The organism is Actinomadura sp. SCN-SB (assembly GCF_043906805.1).
In the GTDB taxonomy this organism is placed as follows: domain Bacteria; phylum Actinomycetota; class Actinomycetes; order Streptosporangiales; family Streptosporangiaceae; genus Spirillospora.
In genome coordinates this window covers 39,314-65,435 of the sequence record NZ_JBIMPP010000044.1, presented here as the reverse complement: position 1 = coordinate 65,435, position 26,122 = coordinate 39,314, and the positions used below count along the sequence as shown (strand labels likewise).

Here is a 26,122-nt window from a genome sequence, read left to right as displayed (position 1 = left end):
GAAAAACCCTCGGTGGATTGAGGCTGAGCTTGCCCATCGCGCGGCGCGTCTCGAAGGATCCGGACTCGATGCCGAAGGACAGCCGGACGACTCCCGCCCGGGCCAGCCGGCCGATCGTCGTGGTGGACAGCCGCCGCAGGAACTGCAGCGGGAAGTTGATCTCCCATTGCACCGCGATCCGGTCGCGTTCGACGAGATCCAGGAACTCCTCAAGCCGTGCCGTGCCGTCGAACGGGAGATCGTCCACTATCTGCAGGCCCTCGATCCGGTACTTCGCGAGCAGGTGGTGGATCTCCGCACGTACGGATCCCAGCGATCGGCGCCTGTAGGTGGTGCCGTTGCTGCGGCAGCTCCCGGCGCAGAACGCGCACGCGAACACGCAGCCGCGGCTGATGGAGATGTCCATCCAGCGCCGTCCGTCCCGCAGGTAGGGCTCGGTCGCGAGAAACGTCCGGTCCGGAACGGGAAGCGCGTCGAGGTCCAGAGGCGGCTCCTGGCGGGTCGGGACGACGTCGCCGATCCCGTCCCGGAAGTAGACCCCTGGAATGGTCAGCGGGTGAGCGCCGCGCAGGATGTCGACGATCGTCCGTTCACCGTCGCCGCGCACCAGGATCCTGGCCCGGTTCAGCCGCTTGGCGAAATGCCCGGGAGGCATCGAGGACACGTGCGGCCCGCCCGCGACGATCTCGATGGACGGCGCGACGCGGTCGGCGATCTCCTCGGCGATCGCGAGGTTCACCGAGAACGCGTTGAGGCCGGCCACCCTGGGCTCGCGGCGCTCGATCTCCGCCGCGATCTCGGCGGGGGTCAGCTGCCGCTCCTCCGCGTCCAGGACCGCCACCGCGAAGCCCGCCTCCCGCGCCGCCGTCGCCACATACAGCAGACCGACGGGGGTGGAGTAGGACGAGACGTACCGGGGGTAACGCGAGTAGTCATGGATGGGGCTGTTGACCAGCAGGAGATCCAGCATCTGCGCCGTCCCGTGGGCGAGCCTTCAGAGCGCTGCCGCGTGCCCCCGCCGCGTTTGAAGGGAACGCTAGACGCGTCGGGCACCGCCGTCAGTGGCCAACGACACAGATGGTCAAGAGGCCCGTGGCGATGGGCCACGGGCCTTTGGGTCGGGTCAGGTGTTGATGCCGTGGTCGCGGAGGATTTCGTTGAGGGCGGTCTTGTCGTGGCGCTGGCCTTCTTCGAGGCGCTTGAGGATGAGCACCGCGGGGAGGCCGAACGTGCCGCCCTTGAACTCCTTGAAGCGGGTGCCGCCGACGGCCACGCACCAGTCGGGGATGCGGCCGCGGCTGATCTCCTCGCCCGTCTCCACGTCGATGACCGGCATGGTGGCGGTCAGGTTGGTGCCGGAGGCCAGCACGGCGCCGGTCCCGACCCGGGCGCCGTCCACGATCATGGACCGGCTGCCGATCATCGCCTCGTCCCCCACCACGACCGGGACGGCGTTGGGCGGCTCCAGCACGCCGCCGATGCCCACGCCGCCGGACAGGTGGACGTTCTTGCCGATCTGGGCGCACGACCCGACGGTGGCCCAGGTGTCGACCATCGTCCCGGAGTCGACGTAGGCGCCGATGTTGGTGAACGAGGGCATCAGCACGACGCCGGGCGCGAGGTGCGCGCCCCAGCGGGCGATCGCCCCCGGCACCACGCGGACGCCGTCCAGCCGGGTCTTCAGCGGGATGCGGTCGTGGTACTGGAAGTCGCCGACCTGGGAACGCACCATGCCGAGCACCTTGAAGCTCAGCAGGATCGCCCGCTTGGCGCGCTCGTCCACCACGACCTCGTCGGTCGCGGGATCGACGAACGCGACCCGGGCCTCGCCGGCGTCGAGCTGGTCCACGGCCGCGACGATGGCGGCGCGCGCGTCGGTGTCATCGGGCGACAGCTCGGCCCGGCGCTCCCAGAGCTCGTCGATGGTGCCGGAGATCGGGCTGGTGAACGTTTCGGTCATGGACACTGAGCTTATCCGGGCCCGTCTCCCGGTACCGTCGTCGGCGTGGCTGCATCGGCGAGGTTGAGCGGGCGGCATCCCTGGCGGTGGACCGCCGTGGCGCTGGTGATCGTCGTGGCGATCGGTGTCGGCGTGTACGCCTTGCTGCACCGGGTCCGCCCGTTCGTCTACGGGTCGGGCTGCACGGTGCGGACCACCCTTGGCAGCAAGCCGCTCGATCTGGAGCAGGCCGCCAACTCCGCCACCATCGCCGCGGTGGCGTTCCGCAAGAACCTGCCCGAACGGGCCGCCGTCATCGCGTACGCGACCGCGATACAGGAGTCGCACCTGCGGAACCTGCCGGGCGGCGACCGCGACTCGGTGGGCATGTTCCAGCAGCGTCCCTCGCAGGGCTGGGGCAGCCCGGAGAAGCTGCGCGACCCCGTCCAGTCCACGAGCAAGTTCTTCGACGCCCTGGTCAAGGTGAAGGACTACCTCGACCGCGACCTGCACGACGCGGCGCAGAAGGTGCAGCGCAGCGCGGACGGCACCGCCTACGCCCGGCACGAGCCCGACGGCAAGATCCTGGCCCGCGCCTTCACGGGACGCCAGGGGGCCGCGGTGCACTGCTGGTACCCGCCCGACGACAGGACCGCGCCCCGCCGTCCCGAGGCGCTGCGCGAGATGCGCCGCAACTTCGGCGCACGCCTCCAGGTCGAGTCGCCCCTGGCCATGTTGCGCACGAACGAGAACCGGGCGGTGACCGCCACCAAGCCCTCCGTGGACGCGGTCCGCGTCACCAGCACCCGGACCGGATGGGCGGTCGCCCTGTGGGCCGTCACCCACGCCCAGCCGTACGGCCTCACGGAGATCCGCCACGCCCGCAAACGCTGGACCGCCGACAAGGGCCACGATGGCTGGCAGGAGGACAAGACCGCCCCCACCGACCGCGTCCTGATCAAGTAGTCCCGCCATCGAGCCACCGGGTCAGGCGGGCCAGGTATGCCTCCAGCTCGGCGAGCATGGCCTCCGCGTCGTCCGGGCGGTACAGCCTGATCGCCTCGCGCAGGCGCTCGGCCGTCCGGTGGAGCCTGTCCGGGCGCCTGGTCACCGCGTACAGCCGCATGAGGGAGGAAAGCGCGTCCAGGTGCCGGTCGGCGGCCTTTTCGTCGGACGGGTCGAAGGTCACCTCGGCAACGTCGGTGAACGCCTCGACCGCCCCGTTGATGTCGCCCAGTTCGTCGCGGCACTTCGCCACGTAGTAACGGGCCAGCGGAACGTCCGGGTCGTCGGGTCCGTAGCGGACGACGGCCAGCGAGCCCAGATCGGCGAACAGGGCCGCCGCCTCCCGGTAGGCGCCGGCGAAGTACCGTGCCATGGCCAGCATGTGGGACAGCTCATAGATCAGTCTTGGATCCTGCGCCCGCGCCAGCGCCGTTTCGAGCAGGTCCAGCGCCTCCACGGACAGTCCGGCGTCGATCAGGCGCTGCGCCCGCTCGCCGATCTCGGTGACCTCGTCCTCGGTGATCGCCGGTCCGGGGGCGGCCGTCCCGCTGGGAGGGGCGGGCGACGCGGTGCGTCTCCTTCGCACGCGACCGCCCAGCGGACGCACGAAGGGCAGGCACGGGTCGAGTTCGGCGATGTCGGCAGGGAATCCCGGGGCCGCCGGACGGGACGCGGAGGGCAACAGCCGCTCGTACACCTCGGCGGCCTGGGGCCGGTCCTCCGGCTCCTTCCGCAGCATGTCCAGCAGCAGCGACTCGATCTCGTCCGGGACGTCCGGCCGCGCGGAGGTGATCGGCTCAGGCTCCGCGTGGACGTGATGCCACTGGTAGGAGCGTCCCGCGGTTTCGCGGAACGGCGGGCGTCCGGTGAGAACCGCGTACAGGACGCAGGCGAGGGCGTACACGTCCGAGGTGGGGCCGACGGTGTTCCCGAGCGCCTGTTCCGGTGACATGTAGGGCGGCGTGCCGACGGTCGTGCCGAACCGGGTCAGCCGCGGATGGGCGCCCGAGCCGAGCAGCGCCGCGACGCCGAAGTCCAGCACCTTGACGATCCCGCCGGGCGTCAGCATGAGGTTGGCGGGCTTGATGTCCCGGTGGACGACGTCGTGCCGGTGCACCTCGTCCAGCACGGACGCGATCTGCGCGCCGATCGCCGCGGCCCGCGCCACGTCCAGGGGTTCGGCGGCGTGGTCGGTCTCGTCGATCAGGGTTTGCAGTTCCCGGCCGTGGAGCATCTGCAAGGCGATGTACGGGCGGCCGGTGCGGGCGTCGATGTCGGCGTCGAACACCGCGGGGACGCCGAGATGCTCGATCGCGGCGGTGGTCCTGACCTCGCGCAGGAACCGCTCGCGACGGACCCGCAGGTCCTCGGCCGCGGTGGCCCCCGCGCCGGAGCCACCGTCCAGCATGAGCTTGACGACGACGCGCCGCCCGGCGAGCCGTTCGTCGTAGGCCTCCCAGACCTCGCCCATGCCGCCTTTGGCGAGCGGGGCGCGCAGCCGGTACCGTCCGGCCAGCACGCGCCCGCCGATCTCGTCGGCCTCGTCGGCCTCGCCCATGGTCATCTCCCGCTACTCACGGCGGCCCTCGCGGTCCCGGCGGATCTCGCCCAGCCGTTCCGCCATCGCGCGGCGCTCGGCCTCCCGCCGCGCCGGACGGCGAATCATCTCGTACGCCTGCCGCTTGGCGACCTCCTTGAACAGCCGGTTGACGGGCTCCTCGCCGAAGTAGCGGAACGCCGTCTGCTGGTTGTCCTCCACGAGATCGATCATGATGCGGTCGGCGTCCTTGTCGACCTCCCTGCCGAAGGTCTCCTGGTCGTTGTTCAACGCGACCGCCGCCAGCTCGGGGTCCTCGGCGACCTTCACCACGAACTGGCCGACCGTGATCTTCTCGGCGGTGGACAGTCCCGCCCCGTACTCCTCGTTGATCAGGTCGATCAGCTCGGCGAGGGTCAGCTTGTCGGGATCGTCGGCCGCGCCGGACGCTCCGCCCAGCAGGCCGTGGACCTCCCCGTCCACCCCGGGACGCAGCCGCAGGTCGTGCTCGCCGGATTTCTCGATCTTCAGATGGGTGGGCTCGATGTCACCGATGTCGACGGCGGGGTCCTGGCCGCGCGGCGGCAGCCGGTTGAGCAGGAACCGGCCATATTGGTACAGCAGTTCCAGGTCGGTGTCGTTGTAGCCGATCACCTGTGCGAGGAAGGCGTAGGCCCGGACGAAGCCGCGCAGCGCCGAGCGGAACGCCTCGGCCTTGTCGGGCTCGTCGGCGGCGAGCGCGGCGAACCTGTCCACGGCGGGCTGGACCCACCGGTACAGCTTGCCGTGCGCCTTGATCAGGTCGTCCTCGGTGGACGCGGCGGCCTCGGCGGCGCTGAGCGCCTCGAAGAACGCCCGCATCTCCGACTCGACGAGGAGCCGGTAGGCCAGCACCTCCCGCTGCATGTCGTACAGCAGGTTGGGGTCGGTCGGCTCGGTGATCGTCGTCTCGTAGAACGGCTCGAAGTGTTTCTGGATGTCCTCCGCCTTGTTCGCGAAGTCCATGACGCACAGGTCGTCCTGGGTCTTGCGCGGGTGCGTGCGGTTGAGCCGTGACAGGGTCTGGACGGCCGCGACGCCGGCGAGCGGCTTGGCCACGTACATCGTGGTGAGGAGCGGCTGGTCGAAGCCGGTCTGGTACTTCTCCGCGACGACGAGGATGCGGTACTCCGGTTGCCCGGTGCCGCGCTTGTCGTCGGCACGTGTGTAGGCGAACCTGGCCGGCAGTTCCCGCTCCGGGAAACCGTTCAGTTTGGACTCGGTGTACTCGGGGCCGTTCTTCTCCAGGCGCAGCGCGCCGGAGAACGCGACCAGCGCGCCGCAGTCGGTGAATCCGTGTTCGTCCGCATAGGTGCGGATCGCCTGGTAGAGCCGGACGGCGTCGGCCCGCAGCGACGTCACCACCATCGCCTTGGCCCGTCCGCCCAGCTTCGGAGCGGTGTGCGACCGGAAGTGGTCCACGATGATCTTCGCGCGCAGCGCGATGGACGCCTCCGACCACAGCGCGGCCCGCACGATCTGCGCCTTGGCCTTGCGGGGGTCGACCATCTTCTCCGCCTCGTCGGCGGCATCCCGTGACAGCTGGAAGTAGGTGGCGTAGGTGACGTAGTTGCGCAGGACGTCGAGGATGAAACCCTCGTCGATCGCCTGCCGCATCGAGTAGACGTGGACCGGCTCGTTCTTGCCCGTCTCGGGGTTCTTGCGGCCGAACAGCTCCAGCGTCTTGGCCTTGGGCGTGGCGGTGAACGCGAACACCGACAGGTTCGGCTGCTTCCCCCGGGCCAGCGCGGCCGAGGTGAGGGGGTCGCCCGACTCGTCCACGGTCCGGGACCCGAGGGCCTTCTTCAGCGCCGCGTTGTCCTCGCCGCCCTGGGACGAGTGCGCCTCATCGATGATGACCGCGTACTTGCGGGCGGACAGGCCGCGCACCTTGTCCAGCACGTAGGGGAACTTCTGCTGGGTGGTGATCACGATCCGCGCCCGCTCCCCGGTGAGCGCCTCGGCGAGCTGTGCCGAGTCGGTGTCGATACGCTCCACCACACCCTGGACCTGCTCGAACTGGTAGATCGTGTCCTGGAGCTGCTTGTCCAGGACGAGCCGGTCGGTGAGCACCACCACCTTGTCGAACACCGGCTCGTTGGCGTCGTCGTGCAGCGTGGACAGCCGGTGCGCGAGCCAGGCGATGGTGTTGGACTTGCCGGACCCGGCGGAGTGCTCGACCAGGTAGTTCTCTCCCGCGCCCCGCGCACGGGCGTCGGCGGTCAACGACTTCACCGCGTGCCACTGGTGGAAGCGCGGGAAGATCAGCGGCTGCGTGTGCGCGGCGAACGGCTTGAAGGACGGGTTCTTGCCCGCCTTCGCGTCAGGGTCCTCGACATGCAGGAACTGCTGGAGCAGTTCGAGGAAGTCGTCGCGCTGGAACACCTGCTCCCACAGGTAGGACGTCCGGTAGCCGGAGTCGCCCGGCGGCGGGTTGCCCGCGCCTCCCGAGCGGCCGGGCCCGCTGGAGCCGGTGTTGAACGGCAGGAACCGCGTCTTGTTCCCGGCCAGCCTGGTCGTGAGGAAGACCAGGTCCGGATCCACCGCGAAGTGAACGAGGGTCCGCCGGGCGAAGAAGAGCTCTTTGGGATCGCGGTCCCGGTACTGCCTGCGCGCGTCCGCCACGGTCTGCCGCGTCAGCGGGTTCTTCAGCTCGGCCGAGGCCACGGGGACGCCGTTGACGAAGAACGCCAGGTCGACCGAGTTCAAGGGGTCCTTGGCCGAGTAGTGCAGCTGCCGCGTCACCACGAGCCGGTTGGCGTTGTACTCGTCCAGCGCCCCGGCCGCCAGCGTGTGCGCGGGCCGGAAGTAGGCGAGCCGGAACCGGATGCCCTTGTCCTTGACGCCCTGCCGCAGGACGTCCAGCGCGCCCCGCTTGTCGATCTCACGAGCCACCAGCCGCGCGAACGGCTTCACCGGGTCCTCCCCGTAGGCCGCCCGCAGCCGTTCCCACTCCTTGGCCTGGGTGCGTTCGATGAACGCCGCGAGTCCGGTGACGTCGAGCCCGAGCTCGGGATCGTAGTTCTCCCGCCTCCCCGGCTCCCACCCGTGCTCCCGCAGCGCCATCTCGACGGTGCGCTCGAACGTCTTCTCCCGGTAGACCTTCACACCCACAGGGTCCCCCTCAGCCGACACGCTGGACCAGCAGAACGCCAGAGTAGGCCAACTGTGAGCGAATGGCTATGGGTTTACGAATGTTGACATCGTTAACGACCAGTCCGGCGAACAAGGTCGGGTCACGGGCAGGGCGGGGTCGTGGCACGCCGAGTGGCCCGCTCGTTGGGGACATCAGCCGTCGGGCCGTCCTGACCCGGCCATACGGCCCGGCCTCTGGCGGATGAGGTATCCCGGGGAGACGGCGCTTGCCACTGACGGGTTCTCGGAAGGTCGGGACGACGATCGGGCCAGCGGGCATACAGGCTTCGCCGAGGGCAGGGCGGAGCATGCGGCATGGCCCCGGTACGAGTCGACAACCGTCGCTTGCCGCCGGTGAGACGGAGGGCGGCGAGGACACGCCTGGTCAAGCCGCCAGGTCTGGCTGCACGCGGAAGCCGGCCGACCCGGGCGGTCCGAACCTCGAAGGCACTGGAGACCGGACCCCGCCCAAGCGGTGAACGAGGCGGATGACAACGGCGGCGAGCGCGAGCAGGAGATCCGTCCGACGCGGGCGAGGCGGACGGGTCCACACCCCGAGCCTCGGCGGGGAGAAACGCACCCGTGGACGTGACCGTTGAACGTTCCGCTTCTGAGAACGCCGAGGCTGTGGTGGAGGTTCAGCCATCACACGGCTGGACGTCGGTCAGGTTCGCGCTGTCCAGACCCCAGACCATCCGGGCGACCCGGAGGGATGCCCTGAACAGGCGACGCCAGTACCGCGCCACCCGGACCTGACGCCCAAGGGGTGGAATCCGGCTCGCGCCGGGTCGGGCCGCGGCGTCCGGCGCGCGGACGATGTTCGGAAGACGGCCGGCCTTGATGGCGCTCGGCATCAACTCGGTGATGAGGGACCGCCTCCGCGTGCCGATCCAGGCCGAACCACCGGAGCAACTGGGTGACGGCCGGAAAGTCCGGACGCGCCACCCGTCTCACGCCACCTCGGCGAAGACGACCTTGCCTCCGGCGGACGGGCGGGTGCCCCATCGGACGACGACGCTGGACAGCAGCAGAATCCCGCGGCCGTACTCGTCCGACTCACCAGGGGCGCACAGGACGGGCGGCCGTGGGTCGGCGTCCCACACCTCGATGATCAAACGAACCGGCGCGTCCTCTGCCAGAAAGGCACGCAGGACGATGTCCTGCTGTTTTGAGGAATGCCGCCACGCATTGGTCACCAGCTCGCTCGCCACCAGCCGCGGGATGTAGTCGTCGAGACCGTGCCTGCCCGCCACGCAGGCCACGAAATCCCGGGCCTCCTTGATCGCCTGCGGCAATGCCTTCAAAACAAGCAAATCGGACATGAAGCGTTTCCTTTCCGCCGTTCTTACGCTTACTCTGGCGCCGAGCGTGATTCTTGGTAAGAAAGAACGAGCGCACCGGGTCAAAGTCCGGCCATCAATGGCGGGCACTGGTGATCTCTGGTCATCCACTGGTCATGAGGAGGATGCAGTGCCGCAACCCCCCAAGCGGCTGACCCCCAGCGACGGCGCGGCCCACCTGTTCGGGTCCGAGGTCCGCCGCTACCGCGAGATGATGGGGCTGTCCATCGCCCAGCTCGCGGAGCAGATCAACTACTCCCCCAGCTTCATCGGCGCGGTCGAACGCGCCGAGTCCGGCTGCGAACGCGGCTTCGCCATAGCCTGCGACGCGATCCTGGACACCAGGGAGGCCCTGGTCCACCTGTGGGACGGCCTGTTCTCCCGCCGCCCCGGCAACCCCGTCCCCGAGTGGTTCGTCGAGTGGCCGATCATCGAGGACGAGTCGGAAGCTCTCTGCGTCTACAACCCGTCCGTGGTCCACGGGCTCTTCCAAACGGAGGACTACGCGGGAAAGCTCCTGAACGGCGACAACGCGCTGGTCGACGCGCGCATGGCCCGGCAAACCATCCTCACCAAGGCGAACCCCCCAAGCCTTGTGTATCTTCTCCCCGAGTGCGTCCTGTGGTACGACGTGGGCGGCGCGGAGGTGATGCGACCACAACTCGAACGACTTTGTGATGCCGCTTCACCGCACGTAAGCATCCAGGTCGTCCCCAACGGACAGATCCACCCCGGCAACGCAGGTGAGTTCATGCTCGCCAAGCTCGCCAGGGGTGTCGAAGTCGGCTACGTGGAGACGTCAGCGCGTGGAATGATTCTCGACGCGCACAAGGATGTTGCCACGCTAGAACAGCGTTTTTCGGCGATACGCGCGCAGGCACTACCAGTCGGCATGAGTATCGATCTTATTCATCGCACTAAAGAGGAACATTGGAAAATTTGACGTGGCGTAAGGCCACCTACAGCGACAGCTCGGGCGGGTCCTGTGTCGAGGTAGCCCGCAACGGAGCTAAGATCGCCGTGCGCGACAGCAAGGACCCACACGGCCCGAAGCTGCACTTGGACCACAACACGTTTGCTGCCCTCTTGGCACACGCCAAAAAGTAGACCACTCAGCCCCTATCAACCACAAAGGAGGGCTTTGGACAATTCGGGGTGGCAAAAGTCAAGCTACAGCGGCAGTTCTGGCGGGGGTTGTGTTGAAGTGGCCCGCAACGGAACACAGGTCGTCGTCCGCGATAGCAAGGATGCGGACGGGCCGAAGCTGCACTTGGACCACAGCGCGTTCGCAGCCCTGATAATTCGCACCAAGAAGTAACCTCCCAATACCACAACACCCCCGGCCGCGGTCCGGGGGTGTTGCCTACTGATCCTTAGGCCCCTCGTGCAGTGGTCACATCCAACTGCCCCGTAACCGCCGCCGTAATCAACGCCCGCCGCCGCTCCTCCAGGAGTTTCAGCTGCTTGTCAACCAAATCCAGGAGAGCATCTATTTCGGCGTTGCTGGCGCGAATGCGAGCCACGATTTTCTGTTGCTCGCTTATGGGCGGAACCGGAATCTTCAACATTTGCAGGTCTGGCACATAAATCGTCTTATGAGTCGATCCGGTGGCCAGCCTCCCAAGAAGATCATCTCTCATTGCCCGGAGGCACCACAACAAGTAGAATGGATCTAGTTCTTCCCCACAGGTCCAAGTCACAAAGTCTTGGCTCGTGGCCATCTGGCTGCCCATCACTGCCGAATATCCAGCGGACGCCGTCCTGCACAGCACGACCGTTCCCGCCGGATGGAGTTCAGCTGAGCTATTCTCTAGGCCAGCTTTACTGATCCGCTCCCTCGTTTCCGTGATCACCTCGGCCCGATCATCACGAACCTGAGCAACCTCGCCCGTGGTAATCCAGCAAAACTCCGGGTTGATCCACCATTCTGGCCGATTTCGACTCGGCGTGTGACCACTTCCCATTCTGGCAAAATAGTTGATTTTAGCAGATCTCCAGTGCGCAGGGATTGACTCAACCCATGGCAGCCCAGAACTCACCTTCGACGACCAATCAGCCCCGGTCACCAGCGCGAAGATCACGGCCTTGCGACGAGCCTGCAGTAGATCGCGGAGCCGCAAAGCCATCGCTCTCAATTTTTTTAGCCTGACGGTTTCACCCTCGAGGAAGTCCGCGATCCGCCGCTGCTCCTCCAATGGAGGAAGGCATACTCTTACCTCGCCAAGCTCTTCCGCATTCAAGTGAGACTGAGCCGCCCGGCTACTTGCGACCTCTATCTGATGCAGAACGGGCGCGCTGAGGAGAGCGAAGGCCAAGTACCTCGGCTCCACGTGTTCAGGAGTGATTCTCAGGTCATATCCAGGAGCTGCACCCTCCCATTCGGGGGTTACCAGAGCAGAATCTCCGGTATATGCACCGCTTCGGACAACCAAGATCTCGCCCGCCTCCAACAGTGGCGCGCGATCAAGTGGGATATCTTCAAGAGCGGAGTAGATCAACCCCTCAGAACGAATAGATCCTCTATAAATATTAGTGGCCCTCAGGATCGGGACACCGCTAGTAGAGGACTGCGGGGGCTGCGCCAAGCCGTACCGCACCCTGGCTACACGCTTAATCGGTGTATCAGATCGGCTCGTCACCTGGTCACCTCGCCGAGGAGGGCCTGGATCTGGGCCTCTAGCTCCTTGAGTTCGGCGTCGATCTCCTCCAGTGGCCGGGGTGGGGTATAGGTATAGAAATACCGCGTGAAGGGAATCTCGTAGCCAATCTTGGCCCTGGTAGTCTGCTTGGTCTTGGGGTCCTTGATCTCGGCGATCCAGGCGTCCGGTACATGGGGCTTGACCTCGCGGTCGAAGTACTCGTCGATGTCCTCCGTGAGCGGCACGTTCTCGGCGTCGCGGAGATCGGGGTCGTGGACGGGCTTTCCCTTCTCCATCTCCGGCTCGCCCTCCGGGTCGGGGATGGCGAAGGCGTTCAGTACCGCCTTCTCGACCCTGTCCGGTGGGAAGGTGACCTGTTGCTCGATATACGTCGCGGCGATCTTCTCCCGGAACTTGGTGCGGCTCTTCTCGACCGTCCCGAGGAGATGCTTGAGGCCGTCCAGCAGTTCTTCGCGCAGCGGGTACTTCTGGACCACCGATGACTCCGCGAGCAGGGCGAGGGTTTCCTCCGTGACCTCGTACCGTCTGCGCAACGGGCGGTCGATGGTGATGCGCTGGTAGCCGAAGTCCTCGTTGTCGAAAATCTTCACCTTGGCGTGGTCGGGGTGCTCGGTATCCGCGGCGATCTCGAACGCGTCCCGGTAGATGGCGCAGACGTGGTCGCGCTGGGGCTTGCTGATCTCCTTGCGCTTCTCCCCGTAGGACTTACGGACCTTCGTCCATTGGTCGCGGGCGTCCAGGAGGATGACCTTTCCTTCATTCCGGGGCGCCTTGTTGTTGGTGATGATCCAGAAGTACGTGGAGATGCCGGTGTTGTAGAAGAGCTGGTCCGGCAGGGCGACGATCGCTTCCAGGTAGTCGTTCTCGATGATCCAGCGGCGGATCTCCGACTCGCCCGACCCCGCGCCACCGGTGAACAGCGGCGAGCCGTTGAAGACGATGGCGATCCGGGAGCCCCGGAGGGTGCCGTCCACGTCCGCGGTGACGGGCTTCATCTTGTGCATCATGTGCTGAAGGAACAAGAAGGAGCCGTCGTTGATGCGGGGCAGTCCGGCGCCGAAGCGTCCGGCGTGGCCGAGATCGCGGTGCTCGTCCTTCACCGCCTTCTCGACCTTTTTCCATTCCACGCCGAAGGGCGGGTTGGCGAGCATGTAACGGAACGTCTTGCCCTCGTGCTGGTCGTTGCTGAACGAGTTGCCGAAACGGATCGCCGAGTTCTTCTCGTCGTAGCCCTTCATCAGCATGTCCGACCGGCAGATCGCGTAGGACTCGGCGTTGAGCTCCTGCCCGGCGAGGTTGATCCGGGCGCGCGGGTTCATGGCCCGGATGTGCTCCTCGGCGGCGGCCAGCATCCCGCCCGTCCCGCAGGCGGGGTCGAGAATGTCGATGACCGTGCCGGGGCCGGTCAGCGCGTCCGCGTCCGGGGCCAGCAGCAGCTCGACCATCAGCTCGATGACCTCGCGCGGGGTGAAGTGCTCACCGGCCGTCTCGTTCGACAGTTCCGAGAACCGCCGGATCAGTTCCTCGAAGAGACGCCCCATGTCCTCGTTGCTGACCCGGGACAGGCTCAGGTCGAGTTCGGGGTCGGCGAACTTCTGCACCACCTGATAGAGCAGCCCGGCGGCGTCCAGACGCTCGATCTGGACGTGGAACGCGTAGTGATCGATGATCTCGGCGACTTCGGTGGAGAAGCCGTTGACGTAGTCGATGAGGTTCTTGCGTACCTGCGCGGGATCGGCGCCGATCGTCCGGAAGGTCTGCCGGGAGGTGTTGTAGAACGGCAACCCCGCGACCGCCTTCAGCAGCGCGGGAGGGGTGTCCTGCCCCTGGTCCCGCCTGTAGGACTCGTCTCTGTCCCAGACGGCCTGGCGGGTGGGCTCCATGACGCAGTCGAAGCGGCGCAGCACCGTGAACGGGAGGATCACCTTCCCGTACTCCGACTGCTTGTAGTCGCCGCGCAGCAGATCGGCCACCGACCAGATGAAGGCGGACAGGTTCTGGTCAGCGCTCACTCGTCATCCTTCCGTCCCGTCCTCGTACTCTCGGACCGCGCCGCCGTTCGGGCGGGCGGGTTCAGTGTCCCGCTGGTGAGGCCGTCGTAGGCGAGGTCCACGGCCCGGCGTCCTATCCTGGCCGCCTCTTCCAGGCGTTGCACGAAACTCTCCAGTTCTCGGAAGACCTCGCCGTACGCGCGTTGACGTTCCGCCTCCATCTGCGGGACGCGGGCGCCGCGCGGGTCGGCACGGTGGGTGCCGGAACCGCTGGTGTTGCGCCGGGTGTTGGCCGCGCTGCGCAGGAAGCCCACGAGGAAATCCGTGTCGAGCTGGTCGGTGGTGGACACCGGCCGGCCGTCCCTGACCTCGACCAGGCCGCCCCGCACCAGCTCGTTCACGTTCAGGGTCGCCGTGATGTCGCGGTCGCCTTCGGGCAGGTCGGGAAGTGCGTCACCCAACCCGTACAGCGCCTCGCGCAGCTCTTGGCGCGCCTTGCGGTAGGCGACGGGACCCGGCTGGCGGGCGGCCACATGCCGGGACGGCGTGAGATCGGCGTCCTCGTCCAGCAGCGACAGGGCCGGGACGGACGCGACCCGATCGGCGGCGGGCTCCATCGGACCGTTGGGATCGGCGTCGGACAGGTCGACCATGCGCACCTTGGCGTCCGGTCCCGGCGTCCGCACGGGACGGCGCAGCACCCACAGGTGGACCGGGGCGGAATGCCCGGCGGCGAGCCCGCCCGGCAGCGCCACCAGCGTGTCCAGGACGCCGCCGCGCACCAGCTCGGCACGGATCCGGCGGCCCGACCTGCGGTAGGCGGCGGACGCGGGCAGCACCACCACCGCCCGGCCGCCGGGCAGCGTGTGGAAGTAGCAGTGCTGTAGCCAGGCCAGATCGCTCTCCGCCTTGGGCGGCAGCCCGATCTCCCAGCGCGGGTCGAGGAGCAGGTCGTCGCGTCCCCAGTCGGCCTGGCCGGACGGCGGGTCGCACACCACCAGATGAGCCTTCACGTCAGGGAAGCGGTCGTCGCGCAGGGAGTCGCCCCGAGCGGTCCGGACCGTCCCGCGCCGCCGCTCGACCGCCGCGCGCAGCCGGACGAGGTCCGGCAGTCCCTCGGCCACGTCCTGCCCGACCCTGGTGCTCACGCCGTCGCCGCCGACCGACAGCAGCAGGTCGCCGATGCCGCAGGCCGGGTCGTACACGACCCCGCTCGTGTCGCCGGCGAAGTGGCACACGGCCCGCACCAGCGGTGCCGTCGACACATGCTCGCCCCCGCTGCGGGTCTCCGACGCGACGAAGCGCTCCGCGAGGTCACGGACCAGTTCCCCGGGCGTGCGATCGCGGACCAGTTCGTCGACCAGCTCCGCGGTGGCTCCGCCGAGGGGACGCCCGGCGCGCTCTCCCTGGAGCCGGGCGGCGACCGCGACCAGGGCGCCGATCATGTCGTTACCGCGCTCGGCGCGCAGCGCCTGCCAGAGCCTGACCTCCCCGGCCAGGCGCTGGCCCTTGCCCGTCCGTTCCAGCCAGCCGCGCACCTCGGGCAGCGCGAACAGCGGGGCGCTCGCCGTGCCGCCCGCGGCCTGGGGGAAGTCGGAGTAACGGCGGCGCCAGTTCGACACGGCCGCCCGGGTCACGCCCGCCATCCGCGCGATCTCCGCCGGCGGTACCAGCGCCACCTCGTCATCCTTCATGGTCGGCAACGTACACGCCCGTGAGCACATGCTCAATAGCGAAACATGTTGACGACGCTAACGTGCTCTGCCATCCTGTGTACGTCGCCACTTCTGGCTCAGCGTCCTCATGAGGCGCAGGCTTCGCGCAAGCCGCGCGCACCCCTTCCCTTTCCGCATCTCTCGCGATCGCTCCGGCCGTCCCGGACGCGAGGTCCTCTGGAGATCCGCCTTGTCAACCCTCACTTACGAAGTCACGATCCACCGGCGCTCCGATGGCGCCCCCGACCTTCCCGCCCTGTTCGACGAGCTGGCGGGCAGCTACCTCGACGAGACCGCGCACAACGGTCTCAAACTGCTCGAATGGGACGGCGCGACGGCCGTGGTCATCCACTGGCGGCACGGCCCCGCGCCCGCCCCATGGGCGAAGGCCGCGAGCCTGCTCGTCGGGCCGCTGCCCCACGACTACGAGAGCGTCAACTGCGGTGCGCTGCTGTTCGTCGAAGTGGGGGACGACACGTACGCGATCGGCTTCGGCGCCGGCTCACGGGCCATCCCCGACCAGTTCAAGGACCACGGCTTCGGGCTCAGGTTCACCATCCGCGCGGTGGACGCGGAGGAGGTCCGGGGCGTCGTACGGCGGTCCATGACCGGGCTCGGCCGCCAGGACTCCACCCACGTACCGTCCGGCATCCCGATCGGGCACATCGGCGTCAGCGAGTACACCGAGCTGGTCCGCGGGCTCGCCGGCAAGGTCGACCCGAACGACCTCGGCCTGGAGCGCGGCAGGCCGGTGCGGGTCGACGGCGCGGCGGGCCTCCGGCTGCGGATCCCGCTGGAACCGTCCCGGCTCGTCGCGCTGCTCCGCAGGATCTCCGAGATCTGCGCGCGGGAGGTGCAGCCCGACTTCGCCTTCGTCGAGGCGACGATGCCCGTCCGCGACAAGCGCCTGCTCGCGTCCCTCGACAGGCGGCTCGACGAGCGGCTGCGCTCCGCCGGGGACGAGACCGCCGGGATGCGGCTCGCCCCCGCCGTCCCCGTCGACCTCGCCGACGTGGTGGAGCAGGGGCGGAGCTTCCAGATCAAGATCGGTCCCGGTACGCCGCCGCTTCGCCGCTTCGTCGACCTCGACCACATCGTGGGCAGGTGCCGCGTCCAGCACCGGGTGGCGCCCGTCACCGCGCTGCGGAAGGGAGAAGTGCGGATCTTCGCCGATGATGAGGGGCGTCTGCTCCTCGGCCGGAGCACCGCCGACCGGTGGATCGAGGCGGCCGTGTCCCTCGACGACGAGTACTTCCTGGTCGAGGGCGCCTGGTACAAGGGCGGAGCCGAGTACTTCACGGCCGTCCGCCGCCGGATCGCCGCGCTCTTCAAGGACCCGCCCTGCGTGGCGCTGCCGCCCTGGCCGCCCGACCTCACCCCGCCCCCCGGCTCCAAGAAGAGGGGCGAGACCCTCTACAACGAGCTGGTGGAGGACACGCTCGGCCCCGCCTCCTTCCTCAACCTCGACGGGAAGTTCGTGCCCACCTCCTTCCATGGGCTTCGCGGCTTCGAGGGGTGCGACCTGCTCGGCCCTGGATTCGAGCTGATCCACGTCAAGGCGGGGAAGGGCACGAGCCCCTTCAGTCACCAGTTCAACCAGGCGCTCAACTCCACCGAGGCGCTCTGGCTGCGTGAGGACGTCCGGCAGAAGTTCGCCCAGCGGGTCCAGGAGGCGAGCCACGGCACCCGCTCCCTCCCGGACGGGTGGCGTCCGCGGAAGGTCGTGCTGGCGATGATGGCCGACCGCAAGACCCCGCTGACCGCCGAGACGCTGTTCCCCCACGCCCAGATCGCCCTCGCCCACCTCGACCGGACACTGAGCCACCGTTACGGCGTTGAACTGGAGGTCGTCCCCATCGAACGCGGCGCGTCCTGATCAAGTAGGGGCTGGGCACCGGGGTGGGGCCGGTGCCCAGGGTCAGGCTCCTACGGCGAGGCGGCGGTCCAGGTCGGCGAGGGTGAGGCCGAGCGGGACCGGGTCCGGCTGAGAGGACGGGTACTTCCGGCGGATCCGGCGCAGCCGTTCCCTGACCGTGTCCTCTTCGAGCTTGAGCCAGTCGGCGATCTCGGCGTCGGTGTAGCCGGCGGTGACCAGTTCCACGATCTCCGCCTCGCGCTGGGACAGGACGACGGGCAGCGGGGTGGAGGCCGGCGCCGGGGGCGGCGCGGGCCGTGGGCGCGGCGCCTCCCTCTCGTCGGCCAGCCGCATCCAGCCGGTCAGGGGCATGTCCTTGACCCTTCCCTGAACGGGCTCGAACGGCGCGGCGTCGGCCGGGCCCTGCGCGATCACCGAGTCGTACACGAACGGCGACGTGATGAGGGCCAGGTCGGCGCCGCTCGCCGCGAAGCGTTCCCTGAACGCGGGCAGGTCGAGCAGCCGCGCCGCATGGATGATCGCCGCACCGGCGATGCCCATGCTGTCGGCCATGACGGGCCCGACGTGCACGACCACCCGCAACCTGAGGTTCCGCGCCCGCGGCGAGCCGCGGTTGTGCCGCCGCAGCGACGGGGCGAGCCGGTCGACCACCGCGTCGAAGACCGGACTGGTCGGGATCCACGGCGGCACCACGATGAGGGCGCCGTCGCCGCGGTCCTCACGGATGCAGCCGTCCCACGGCACCCCGGACGCGTCCATCGAGTCGCGCAACATGTCGTACATCGCGGCGCGCATGCTCGCGCGGTCCCCGTCGGTGCGCTCGGCGGCGCCGAACCCGGCGATGTCGGTGAACAGGATCGAGCACACCTGTCCCGTGAACTCCCTGAACCCCCCGACCTCCACCCGCCGCGACAGCTCGGGGGGACCGGGCGGCACCGCGCCCGGCTTGTCGGTGAGCCTGTTGTAGATCTCCCGTTCCAGGATCGCCAGGACGCGCGGATGCGCGGACGCGAACCGGGCGAACCCCATCGTCCCGAGGCAGAGGCCGCTGACCTCGTCCAGCGCCACGACGGTGGCGGAGCGCTCGCGGAGCAGCAGCGCGGCCCTCTCACCGATGACCTCGCCGGGGCCGCGGAACGCGACGGTGTGCTCCGTCCCGTCCCGCTCGGTGAAGATCCGCACCCATCCCGAGCGGATGACCAGCATCTCGTCGGCGACCTCGCCCTCCCGCCACAGCACCTCGCCACGGGAGTACCGGACCTCCTCCGCGATGCCGCCGAGCGCGGCGCGTTCCCGCGCGGTCAGCGAGTCCCAGAACGTGGACGCGGTCGGCGGCCCGGCGGGCACGTACGGTGGTCGCGGCTCGTCCACGAACCCGGACGTCGTCGCCTCCGATCGGGGGACGACCCGGGGAAGCAGATCCTGCTGCGCCGCCCACACCACCGCGTGGATCGGCTTGTCCACCCCGATCCTTTGGCAGATGGCGTGCACCTCGTCGCGCACCCGCGGCTCGGCCACGTCCAGCCGCATGGCGACGCCGGACGTCGGCAGGCCCTCCGCGAGCAACGTCAGCAGGTGGATGTCGCGCTCGTCCAGCAGCGCACGCGCGACGACCCGCCGCATCGGCAGCAGGTCCCAGGCCGGGTCGTGGTCGGCGCCTCCTGCCGTGCCCCCGGACGACGCGTCCTCCCCGCCTGGCGCGTCGTCCGAGCCGGACGGATCGTCGGCGACCCTTCGCAGGATGCGCTGGACGCGTCCCCGGACCTCCTCGTCGGTGATGCGGGCATTGATCTCCTCGGAGAGATCGAGGACATCGCCCAGCAGTTCGGCCAGCGTCTCCTGCGGTTCCTCCTGTTCCTCGAACGCGGCGGACGGCCTGTCATCGCCTTCCGAGCGTGGATGGTTCACCGGCTGCCCTCCTCTCGCTGCCTGGCGGCTGAGCGGTCCGCCGCGGGCTCACGTTCTCTCCGCGCTTCCAGATGGCCGCGCAAGGTCCTCCTCGCGAGCCTCAGGTTCTGCCGGACGTTGTCCGGCCGCGTCCCCAGCCGCTCGCAGATCTCCGCGGTCGTCAATCCCTCCAGGTGGCACCGGAAGACCTCTCGCTGTCTCGGGGGGAGCACTTCGAGAGTTTGTTCTACCCACTGGTGGTCTTCGAGACTCGTCATGGTGTGATCCGGCACCCCCGTCAATCGCCTCTCATGGTGGTAGCGAGCCTCCGCCCTCGCCCGGTTCCGTTCCTTCCTGATCCGCGCGCGGTCGATGTTCACGATCGCCTTGCGGGCCCAGGCCAGCGGTGACTCGACCCTGTCCCAGTTCCTCCAGAGATCTTCGAGTGCCTTCTCCACCACGTCCTCCGACACGTCCGGCGGCACCCCGATCAGGTGGGCGAAGCCGTTGAGGAGGCGGTAGTGGGCTTCGGCGAATGTCTCGAACTCCTTCCCGGAGGCGTCCGGCGCCGAAGGGCCCGCCGCGGAGGCGGACACGGCCTCGGCCGCCGAACCGTCCCTGTGCCCCTCCACTTGTGGACCCTCCTCACTCCGGCCGTTGTGACAGTCAGGTCGCCCAGTGGCGCCGAACGTGAAGAGGAGAGCCGAAGATTTTCCGTCCGGGCCGCGACGGCATGGGCTTTTCACACGGGACGCCGTCCAGGAACCCCCCTTGCGAACCTCAGGAACCCAGGAAGGGGAGACCGGTGAACTCCGAAGAGCCGACCCAGGGACGGAACGACGAACGGACCCCGGAACGGGAGCGGCCGGGCCACGACCTCGGCATCGCCCTCGCGCTGATCAACCTCGTGCTGGCCGCCGTCGCCCACGCGCACGCCCAGCCGATCATCGTCACCGTCATCACGGACACCGCCGCGCTGCTGCTCGCCACGCTCCTGATCGTCCGGAGGCGATGAGCCCACCCCGCCCGGGCCCGATCCCCCCGAACCTCTCACGCCCGCAAGGCCCGAACCGTACCGCCTGACACAAATCCCGAAAGGCGAACCGGCGACGCCCACGGCTCAACCAGGGTGCCATGCGTCATCTCATCGACCGCCATCAAGCGCCGCCGCCGCTGGCACGGGACGCATACCAGAGGAGACCCTGGCTACTGATGCGTTCAGGCTTCGGCCGGGCCGCCACCTTGCGGCACGTGCTTCTCAGCCCAAGGACGGATCTCGTCCCAGACACTCGGCAGCTTCTCCTGCATATTCCTGGCGTAGTCCATGGTCGCCTCCAGGAAGGCGTCCAAGCCCGCATCGCCGACGACGTTCTCGTCCCGCAGCCTTTCCAGAATGAGGATGGTGGCGTCCACCGATGCGTCCAGGTCCTCATGGACGCGAAGCTGCTCTTCGTTCGACAGCAGGCCCAGAGCGCTCCGGATCCATTCCTCAGCGACCTTGGGGTCCAGTTCGTCTCTGTCCTTGCCCAGGGATACCCGCAGATCCGCGACGAACTTGATCACCGCTCCGCGGCTGTACGACTCGCCGAACCGCCACCGCACGGCGATCGTGAACGCCGAGACGAACAGGAACCACACCGCCTTCGACCGCGGATTCTCCGGATCCTCGTCCAGGTCGGCGAGTCCTTCCAGATCCCCCACCATGAACCGCCGCAGCGGCTCGAGATCCTCATCCAGCAGTTCGATGTCCGGCGGCTCCATCACCCAATCCTCCGGCCACCCACCGACCGCCCGCCCCCACCAACCCGAGGCAGGTTTCGTGTCACGGCTCCAGCCACTCGTCCGCCGTGCGCCTGACCAGTGCGAGGAAGCCGTCCAGTTCTTCCTCCGAATACTCCTCGTCCCCGACCAGTGCCGCCATCAGCAGCAATTGCGTCATCACGACAGCCTCGTCATCGATGTCGTCGATCTCGCCCTGGTCGAGCGCGGCCAGCAGGACGCGTTCGGCGAGCATCGCGTCGAGGTCGTTGGCCGCGGCCTCGCTTCTCGATCGGACCGAGGCGACATATGCGATGATTTCTTCCTTGGAGGCGTACCTGCCGTTCCGGATGAACCGCTTCTCGGCGGCTTCGAACATGCCGGCGGCGATCAGGACGGAGTGCCTGCCACCGGCATCCGGGCCTTCGACCCGCTCGATCTCGTCGATCAGGCGCTCATGCTCGTCCGGTCGACCTGAGAGCAGCGCCTTGAGGGCAGCCATCTGCCTATCGGAAACCGGCATTATCGTTCACTACCTCCGACCTTTTCCCGAAGCCGCCGCAGAGCATAGGCGGTGACGGCTCCGAACGCCACGAAGCCGACGATGAGATCCCCTCCTTTGAGCGGTTTATCGGGAGGGGGTTCCATATGACCGCTGTCTCGTACGGTGCTCGCCCGGAGATCGTCTCCCTTCGGGGACTTCAGCAGGTCATCGGCTTTGTTGCCACCCTTCCTGACGACATCAAGACCATCCTGGCCTTTCCGCCGCAGCTTATCCTTCATGCGAGCACGACGCCGGGCGTGATCCGGGTCGGGCTCTCGTAGGTCCTTCTCCTCTTCCAGGTCGGAAGGTATTTCGCCACGGCCCTCGACCGTGTCGCCGGGATCGACCCGTTCAAGTCCCCGGCCGCGTTCGCCAACATCAGGGACCGGGTCGCCGGGACGGACGGCGAAGGTGTCCCCACCGCGCAACAAGCCGCCCCCAGGGCGGGTGCCAACAATCGAAGTGGGAAGCCTGGCACCAACATCTTGGCCATCGCCTGTGCCGGTGGACTCGGCGCCATCCCGCGCCTCGCTTTCGGGCGCCCTGGCGTTCCCTTCCCTTTCGGGTGGGACCTCGGATCGTTCCGGCGCCTCAGTGGAGCGGCGCCCGGGGTCGGGATCCTCGAACGGGCCGGCAGGCGGCGCGTCCTGCGCAGGTGCGGGGAGGTCCGTGCCGTTACCGTCGTCGCCAGGACTCGGCTCCGTGCGTTCGCCGACCGGGACGGCCGAGGCGTCGTTGTCGCGCGTCCGCTCTGTGTCGGCTGGAGACTCGTCACCGGGGTCGGCGGCGTTCTGATCGCCCTTGTCGTCGTGCGCCTCGACCGCCAGACGATCCGAGCCCTCGTCGAACTCCTGATCGCCCCCTGCCTCCTGGGGCGCCTGCTCGGGCTGTGGCTGTTTCCGCTCGCCGTTGGCCTCGGCGAGCTGGACAGGTTCGATAGCCTCCGGCCTGCGCCTCCACGCGTTGGCGGCGATCTCGCGCGACTCCAGGCGGGACGGCCGGCCCGGCGAGCCGGGATCGTCCGGCGGTGGTCGCCAGCCCGAGCGCTGCGAGTCGGAAGTGCTTTCCTCGGCCCTTTCCGTGCGCCCTCGGCCGGTGGGTTCAGGGCGCGAACCGGCGTTCTTGTCGTCCAGTTCCCTGCGTTCCTCGGCGCTGAGGCTCGCGTACCTCTTGCTGGCGAGGCGGGACGGCTGGCTCGGCGAGCCGGGATCGTCCTTTACCCCTACCCCGCCGGCTTGGGGATCGGCATCCTTCGCATCCGGCTTGTCGGGATGGTCGACCGGCGGGCGGCTCGGGTCCTTCCGATCAAAGGCCATCGGCCCCCCAGGCCCGGGTCGGGCATGGGATGTCACGAGCCGCGGGCCAGGCGTCCATGACCATGGGAGAGAGGCACCTCCGCAGCTCAGGCAGCGGACGAGCGAGATCACGGCCATACGCGCGGGGATGCGGCCGCCGCTCCCGCCGGGGGCATACCAGTCAGACTATTCTGCAACTCCGAGAAGGTAAACCAGTCAGGTTAATTATGCACATCTGTCCGATGTGCGAAGATATGCGAAGAATTCCTCACTCACTCGCGAAGCCGGTGCCCTGAGGTGGGACGTCGAGTCGGGTGAGGGTGGGGCGTAGGGGTCGCCGCGGGTGTGGGCGGGGGCGGTTACTAGGAGTTTCCAGCCGAGGAGGCCGCCGAGGGTGAGGAGGACCAGGGCGGCGGCCAGTGCCAGGCGGCGGTTGGGGGATGGCGGTACGGCACGGGCGATGGGCAGGCGAAAGGGAACGAGTGTCGTGGTGGGGCGGGACGGGGGTGGCTTCACGCACAGCCAGGCCGGTGGGTCTGTGGGGACCTTGATGAAGTCGCCGGCGTGTAGGTTCTCGCCGAACTCGGGTTCGACGTAGTTGCGGAAGAGGCCGTCGTCGATGACGACGAGGACGGTTCCGGGTTGGGCGAGACTCAGGCGCGCTTGAAGCCATCGGAGTTCGGCTTGGCGGACGGCGTGGTCGCGTCCGGGGCCGATGAGGCCGCCGGGGACCTCCTCGCTCGGGCCGCAGGAGAACGCCAGGATCGCCGCGACCTGGTCGGCCTCGTCGGCGTGCCGGTTGTGCCGCGCGAGCTGGCGCAGCAGCGAGTCGGGCAGCCTTTCCACGGCGCCGTCGTGGTCGGTCGCCACGGGCATCGCGTAGAGCAGGCCGTCGGCCTCCCCGACCCTGACCACCGCGTCCTGAGGGGCGCCGACGGCCTCGGCGGCGCCGTCCATGAACGTCTTCATCAGGTTCAACTGCCGGGTCCGGACGTGTACGGGACGTCCCGTGGCCGGGCCGAACGTCACGAGAAGATGCAGTGGACCCGCACGGCCACGTTGCCGTGTCGCGTTCTTCATAGCGGTAGAGCATGCCGCGCCACGCGAAGTGTTGCGAAGCGGGTTGGGCCATCGGATCGGCGCTGTGCACGGTCCATGACACAACGGTCAGGATCGCGCCAGCTCTTTGAGCCGTTGCATGTCCAGCACAATGATGACCCTCCGCCCGGTCTTGAGAACGCCGTCCCTGCCGAGCCTCCTCAGGACGCCGTTCACCCTGTTGCGCTTGGTGCTGATGTACGAGCCGAGTTCTTCCTGGGTCATCCCGACGGCCAGTTTGAGGCCGTGAGGGGTTTCGCGGCCGTGGCGCTCGGTCAGCTCGACGAGGGCGCGCGCCAGGCGGATCTCCAGGCTGCGGGGGCCGTCCGAGTGGCGCCTCATCTGCGCCCGCGCCTTCTCCCCCATGGCCACCTCCAGCCCGCGGCGGATCTGCGGCCTCTCGCGGGCGATCTCGCTCAGCGCGGCGAACGGGACGTCCACCACCAGGTTGTCGCGCAAGCTGGTCCTGACCGTGGCGCTGCGCGGGCCGCCGTCCATGAACGCGAACTCGCCGACGACGTCGCCGCTGGAGCGGATGTCGTGCAGCACGCACTCACCCGGCTTCCGATCGGTGAAGACCTTGACCGCGCCATGGACCAGTAGGAACACCGAGTCACCCGGCTCGCCCTCCCGGATCAGGGTCACCCCCTCGCCGTGGGCCTGCGGCTTCCCCCGCCTCAGCAGGTCCTTGGCGTCCTGGTCGGGCAGGCCGGACAGGAAGCTGGCGTCCGGCCAGGTGTCCCAGTGCCGCCGGACCAGAGCGTCGGCGTCATACTTGTCGATCATCGTGAGTTCCAAAATGATCTCGTGCGGTTTCCGGCCGCACCGAGCTCGTACTTCGGCACGCGAAGCCCACCCCCGTTCTCCGCGTGCGGGTGCATAGGCGAATGCATCGAATGGTACACAGGAAGGGCAGTCACGCCCGCCCCTCCCGTCCACGGGAGTTAACGTCGTTAACCATGACATATGTATCTCACCAACTTCATCTGTTCTGGCATGTTCGCGACGACGCGAGCGCCATTCGCCGGTCGGTTTCGACCCTCCGCAACGTTGAAAAGATCATTCGCGGCACGCTGGAGGAGGCAGGCGTCCCGTCCCACGGGACCTGGACCCGAGCGAGTGCGGACGGATGGGCGGTGACGTTGCCCGCCGACGCGGACGTGCCGTCCGTTCTGGCCGAGGTGCCGCGCCGGGCGGCGCCCCGGCTCGCCCTGTACAACGGGCGGCGCGTCCCGGACGCCCGGATCCGGTTGCTCGTCGCGTTCGCCATGGGTCCCGCCGTCGGCGTCCCGGACGGGCAGCAGGTCGGCCAGGTCCCGCGCGTCGCCGAACGGCTGGCCCGCCAGGTCGCGGCCGAGGTGGACGTCGGCGCGCCGTTCACGGTGGTCCTGCCGCAGGCGTTGTACGAGCACTACGTCGCGCCCGGCTTTCGTCTCGACCTCTCCCCGGACGGCTTCCGGCCGGTCGCCGTGGGCGGCGGGAAGGTCTGGCTGGCATGAGCGCGGACGCGCGGACGGCCCTGTGCTGCGCGGCGGACATCGTCCGCTGGAGCACCCGGCGTACGCCTGAGCAGCTCTTCGCGCAGGACGAGATGAACGAGGTCATGCTGAGCGCGCTCCGCTCGGCCGGGCTGCCGGAGCGGATCGACCAGACGGCGGGGGACGGCACCCTCGTGGTGGCGCCCGGCGACATCGATCCGAGCGTGGTGATCCCGGACCTCCTGTACGCGCTGCGCGTCGAGTTGCGCGCGAAGAACGCCCTGTTCATGCCGCCGGCACGGGTGCGGCTGCGGGTCGCGCTGACCATGGGCCTGGTGCCGGCGGGCTCCCTCGGGTTCGGCGGGGACACGATCATCCGCTGCTTCCGGCTGCTCAACAGTCCTCCCGTCAAGGAGGCCCTCGCTCTCCTCCCCGAGGCCGACCTGGCAGTGATCGTCTCCGGGGTGCTCTATGACGACGTGGTGCGGCACGGCTTCCGGTCCCCCCGCCCCGAGGAGTTCCGAAAGGTGCGCTGCGCGCCGCCCGGCACGGACTTCGCGGAGGACGCCTGGCTCTACGTCCCCGGCCCGTGGACGGAGGGCGCCATCGATATCTAGTTCAAATACGACAGCGACGGTCATCCCTCGTCAAGATCGTCGCAACAGGCCGGACGACCCCGGACACCATGCCCGCCCTCTCCAGGGAACTCCCGCGTGGCCATTTTGTGCACCCGGTGCCACCACAACATCCTGCACCCGGTGTCAAAGAAACGGCTGTCAAGCGAAATCCCAGTTTTCACGGCGAATGTGGGTTTCGCCGGACTTC

The 26,122-nt window shown here is 68.4% G+C and carries 23 protein-coding genes; 8 read left to right on the top strand and 15 right to left on the bottom strand.

The window, feature by feature from the left end:
* Together ACGWYJ_RS25555 and ACGWYJ_RS25550 are read right to left on the bottom strand one after the other, a co-directional pair.
* On the bottom strand, window positions 1-970 hold a 970-nt coding region (locus ACGWYJ_RS25555), incomplete at its 3' end, for a B12-binding domain-containing radical SAM protein (protein WP_395108859.1).
* Between the two features lie 153 nt (window positions 971-1,123).
* Entirely contained in the window at window positions 1,124-1,960 is an 837-nt protein-coding gene (locus tag ACGWYJ_RS25550; protein WP_395108858.1) for a 2,3,4,5-tetrahydropyridine-2,6-dicarboxylate N-succinyltransferase, read from the bottom strand.
* 45 nt (window positions 1,961-2,005) lie between these two features.
* On the opposite strand from ACGWYJ_RS25550, the gene ACGWYJ_RS25545 reads away from it, so the two are divergent.
* Complete coding sequence (locus tag ACGWYJ_RS25545; protein WP_395108857.1) at window positions 2,006-2,905, top strand: hypothetical protein; 900 nt, start codon at window positions 2,006-2,008, stop codon at window positions 2,903-2,905.
* Here the strand turns inward: ACGWYJ_RS25545 and ACGWYJ_RS25540 are convergent.
* From ACGWYJ_RS25540 to ACGWYJ_RS25530, 3 genes are all read right to left on the bottom strand, one after another.
* Window positions 2,898-4,508: a protein kinase gene (locus ACGWYJ_RS25540; protein WP_395108856.1), complete on the bottom strand. Its 1,611-nt coding sequence runs from the start codon at window positions 4,506-4,508 to the stop codon at window positions 2,898-2,900. The genes ACGWYJ_RS25545 and ACGWYJ_RS25540 overlap by 8 nt on opposite strands.
* Window positions 4,509-4,514: 6 nt before the next feature.
* On the bottom strand, window positions 4,515-7,628 hold the full coding sequence (locus ACGWYJ_RS25535) for a type I restriction endonuclease subunit R (protein ID WP_395108855.1): 3,114 nt from the start codon (window positions 7,626-7,628) through the stop codon (window positions 4,515-4,517).
* Window positions 7,629-8,605: 977 nt separating this feature from the next.
* A complete protein-coding gene (locus ACGWYJ_RS25530) occupies window positions 8,606-8,977 on the bottom strand; it encodes an ATP-binding protein (protein ID WP_395108854.1) in 372 nt (123 codons plus the stop codon).
* Between ACGWYJ_RS25530 and ACGWYJ_RS25525 the strand changes: the two genes are divergently transcribed.
* Genes ACGWYJ_RS25525 through ACGWYJ_RS25515 form a run of 3 tightly spaced genes read left to right on the top strand, consistent with a single transcriptional unit; the run spans window position 8,976 to window position 10,313 of the window.
* Window positions 8,976-9,938, top strand: a complete 963-nt coding sequence (locus tag ACGWYJ_RS25525) for a Scr1 family TA system antitoxin-like transcriptional regulator (protein WP_395108853.1) — start codon at window positions 8,976-8,978, stop codon at window positions 9,936-9,938. The two genes, ACGWYJ_RS25530 and ACGWYJ_RS25525, sit on opposite strands and share 2 nt — an antisense overlap.
* A complete protein-coding gene (locus ACGWYJ_RS25520) occupies window positions 9,926-10,102 on the top strand; it encodes a DUF397 domain-containing protein (RefSeq protein ID WP_395108852.1) in 177 nt (58 codons plus the stop codon). Before ACGWYJ_RS25525 ends, ACGWYJ_RS25520 begins: the two co-directional genes overlap by 13 nt.
* A complete protein-coding gene (locus tag ACGWYJ_RS25515; protein WP_395108851.1) occupies window positions 10,071-10,313 on the top strand; it encodes a DUF397 domain-containing protein in 243 nt (80 codons plus the stop codon). Before ACGWYJ_RS25520 ends, ACGWYJ_RS25515 begins: the two co-directional genes overlap by 32 nt.
* 55 nt (window positions 10,314-10,368) lie before the next feature.
* Here the strand turns inward: ACGWYJ_RS25515 and ACGWYJ_RS25510 are convergent, their stop codons facing one another.
* From ACGWYJ_RS25510 to ACGWYJ_RS25500, 3 genes are read right to left on the bottom strand one after another with little or no spacing between them, the layout of a single operon-like run.
* Window positions 10,369-11,592 (bottom strand): restriction endonuclease subunit S, encoded by a 1,224-nt coding sequence (locus ACGWYJ_RS25510; RefSeq protein WP_395108865.1) that lies wholly within the window; start codon window positions 11,590-11,592, stop codon window positions 10,369-10,371.
* A 38-nt stretch (window positions 11,593-11,630) separates the two neighbouring features.
* Window positions 11,631-13,667 carry an N-6 DNA methylase gene (locus ACGWYJ_RS25505; protein WP_395108850.1) on the bottom strand — a complete coding sequence of 679 codons (2,037 nt, stop codon included), beginning with the start codon at window positions 13,665-13,667 and terminating at the stop codon, window positions 11,631-11,633.
* Window positions 13,664-15,340, bottom strand: a complete 1,677-nt coding sequence (locus ACGWYJ_RS25500) for a class I SAM-dependent DNA methyltransferase (protein WP_395108849.1) — start codon at window positions 15,338-15,340, stop codon at window positions 13,664-13,666. The genes ACGWYJ_RS25505 and ACGWYJ_RS25500 overlap by 4 nt, the downstream gene beginning before the upstream one ends.
* A gap of 211 nt (window positions 15,341-15,551) precedes the next feature.
* Between ACGWYJ_RS25500 and ACGWYJ_RS25495 the strand changes: the two genes are divergently transcribed.
* Complete coding sequence (locus ACGWYJ_RS25495; RefSeq protein WP_395108848.1) at window positions 15,552-17,237, top strand: DUF6119 family protein; 1,686 nt, start codon at window positions 15,552-15,554, stop codon at window positions 17,235-17,237.
* A gap of 42 nt (window positions 17,238-17,279) precedes the next feature.
* On the opposite strand, the gene ACGWYJ_RS25490 is transcribed toward ACGWYJ_RS25495, so the two are convergent.
* Together ACGWYJ_RS25490 and ACGWYJ_RS25485 are read right to left on the bottom strand one after the other, a co-directional pair.
* The gene (locus tag ACGWYJ_RS25490; protein ID WP_395108847.1) at window positions 17,280-19,145 is read right to left on the bottom strand and encodes a cyclic nucleotide-binding domain-containing protein; all 1,866 of its coding nucleotides are present in this window, start codon (window positions 19,143-19,145) and stop codon (window positions 17,280-17,282) included.
* Entirely contained in the window at window positions 19,142-19,720 is a 579-nt protein-coding gene (locus ACGWYJ_RS25485; protein WP_395108846.1) for an RNA polymerase sigma factor, read from the bottom strand. The genes ACGWYJ_RS25490 and ACGWYJ_RS25485 overlap by 4 nt, the downstream gene beginning before the upstream one ends.
* Before the next feature lie 209 nt (window positions 19,721-19,929).
* Between ACGWYJ_RS25485 and ACGWYJ_RS25480 the strand changes: the two genes are divergently transcribed.
* Window positions 19,930-20,139 carry a hypothetical protein gene (locus ACGWYJ_RS25480; RefSeq protein ID WP_395108845.1) on the top strand — a complete coding sequence of 70 codons (210 nt, stop codon included), beginning with the start codon at window positions 19,930-19,932 and terminating at the stop codon, window positions 20,137-20,139.
* 203 nt (window positions 20,140-20,342) lie between these two features.
* On the opposite strand, the gene ACGWYJ_RS25475 is transcribed toward ACGWYJ_RS25480, so the two are convergent.
* The 5 genes from ACGWYJ_RS25475 to ACGWYJ_RS25455 all read right to left on the bottom strand — a co-directional run bounded on the left by ACGWYJ_RS25475 (window position 20,343) and on the right by ACGWYJ_RS25455 (window position 24,605).
* Window positions 20,343-20,885, bottom strand: a complete 543-nt coding sequence (locus ACGWYJ_RS25475; RefSeq protein ID WP_395108844.1) for a hypothetical protein — start codon at window positions 20,883-20,885, stop codon at window positions 20,343-20,345.
* A gap of 61 nt (window positions 20,886-20,946) precedes the next feature.
* Window positions 20,947-21,384 carry a hypothetical protein gene (locus tag ACGWYJ_RS25470; RefSeq protein WP_395108843.1) on the bottom strand — a complete coding sequence of 146 codons (438 nt, stop codon included), beginning with the start codon at window positions 21,382-21,384 and terminating at the stop codon, window positions 20,947-20,949.
* A 20-nt stretch (window positions 21,385-21,404) separates the two neighbouring features.
* Window positions 21,405-22,742 (bottom strand): hypothetical protein, encoded by a 1,338-nt coding sequence (locus ACGWYJ_RS25465; RefSeq protein ID WP_395108842.1) that lies wholly within the window; start codon window positions 22,740-22,742, stop codon window positions 21,405-21,407.
* Window positions 22,743-22,946: 204 nt separating this feature from the next.
* Window positions 22,947-23,750 carry a hypothetical protein gene (locus tag ACGWYJ_RS25460; protein WP_395108841.1) on the bottom strand — a complete coding sequence of 268 codons (804 nt, stop codon included), beginning with the start codon at window positions 23,748-23,750 and terminating at the stop codon, window positions 22,947-22,949.
* A 138-nt stretch (window positions 23,751-23,888) separates the two neighbouring features.
* Window positions 23,889-24,605, bottom strand: coding sequence for a Crp/Fnr family transcriptional regulator (locus tag ACGWYJ_RS25455; protein WP_395108840.1), 717 nt, complete (start codon window positions 24,603-24,605; stop codon window positions 23,889-23,891).
* 350 nt (window positions 24,606-24,955) lie between these two features.
* On the opposite strand from ACGWYJ_RS25455, the gene ACGWYJ_RS25450 reads away from it, so the two are divergent.
* Both ACGWYJ_RS25450 and ACGWYJ_RS25445 read left to right on the top strand, forming a co-directional pair.
* Complete coding sequence (locus ACGWYJ_RS25450) at window positions 24,956-25,318, top strand: hypothetical protein (RefSeq protein WP_395108839.1); 363 nt, start codon at window positions 24,956-24,958, stop codon at window positions 25,316-25,318.
* A complete protein-coding gene (locus ACGWYJ_RS25445; protein ID WP_395108838.1) occupies window positions 25,315-25,914 on the top strand; it encodes a hypothetical protein in 600 nt (199 codons plus the stop codon). Before ACGWYJ_RS25450 ends, ACGWYJ_RS25445 begins: the two co-directional genes overlap by 4 nt.
* The last annotated feature ends 208 nt before the right edge of the window (window positions 25,915-26,122 follow it).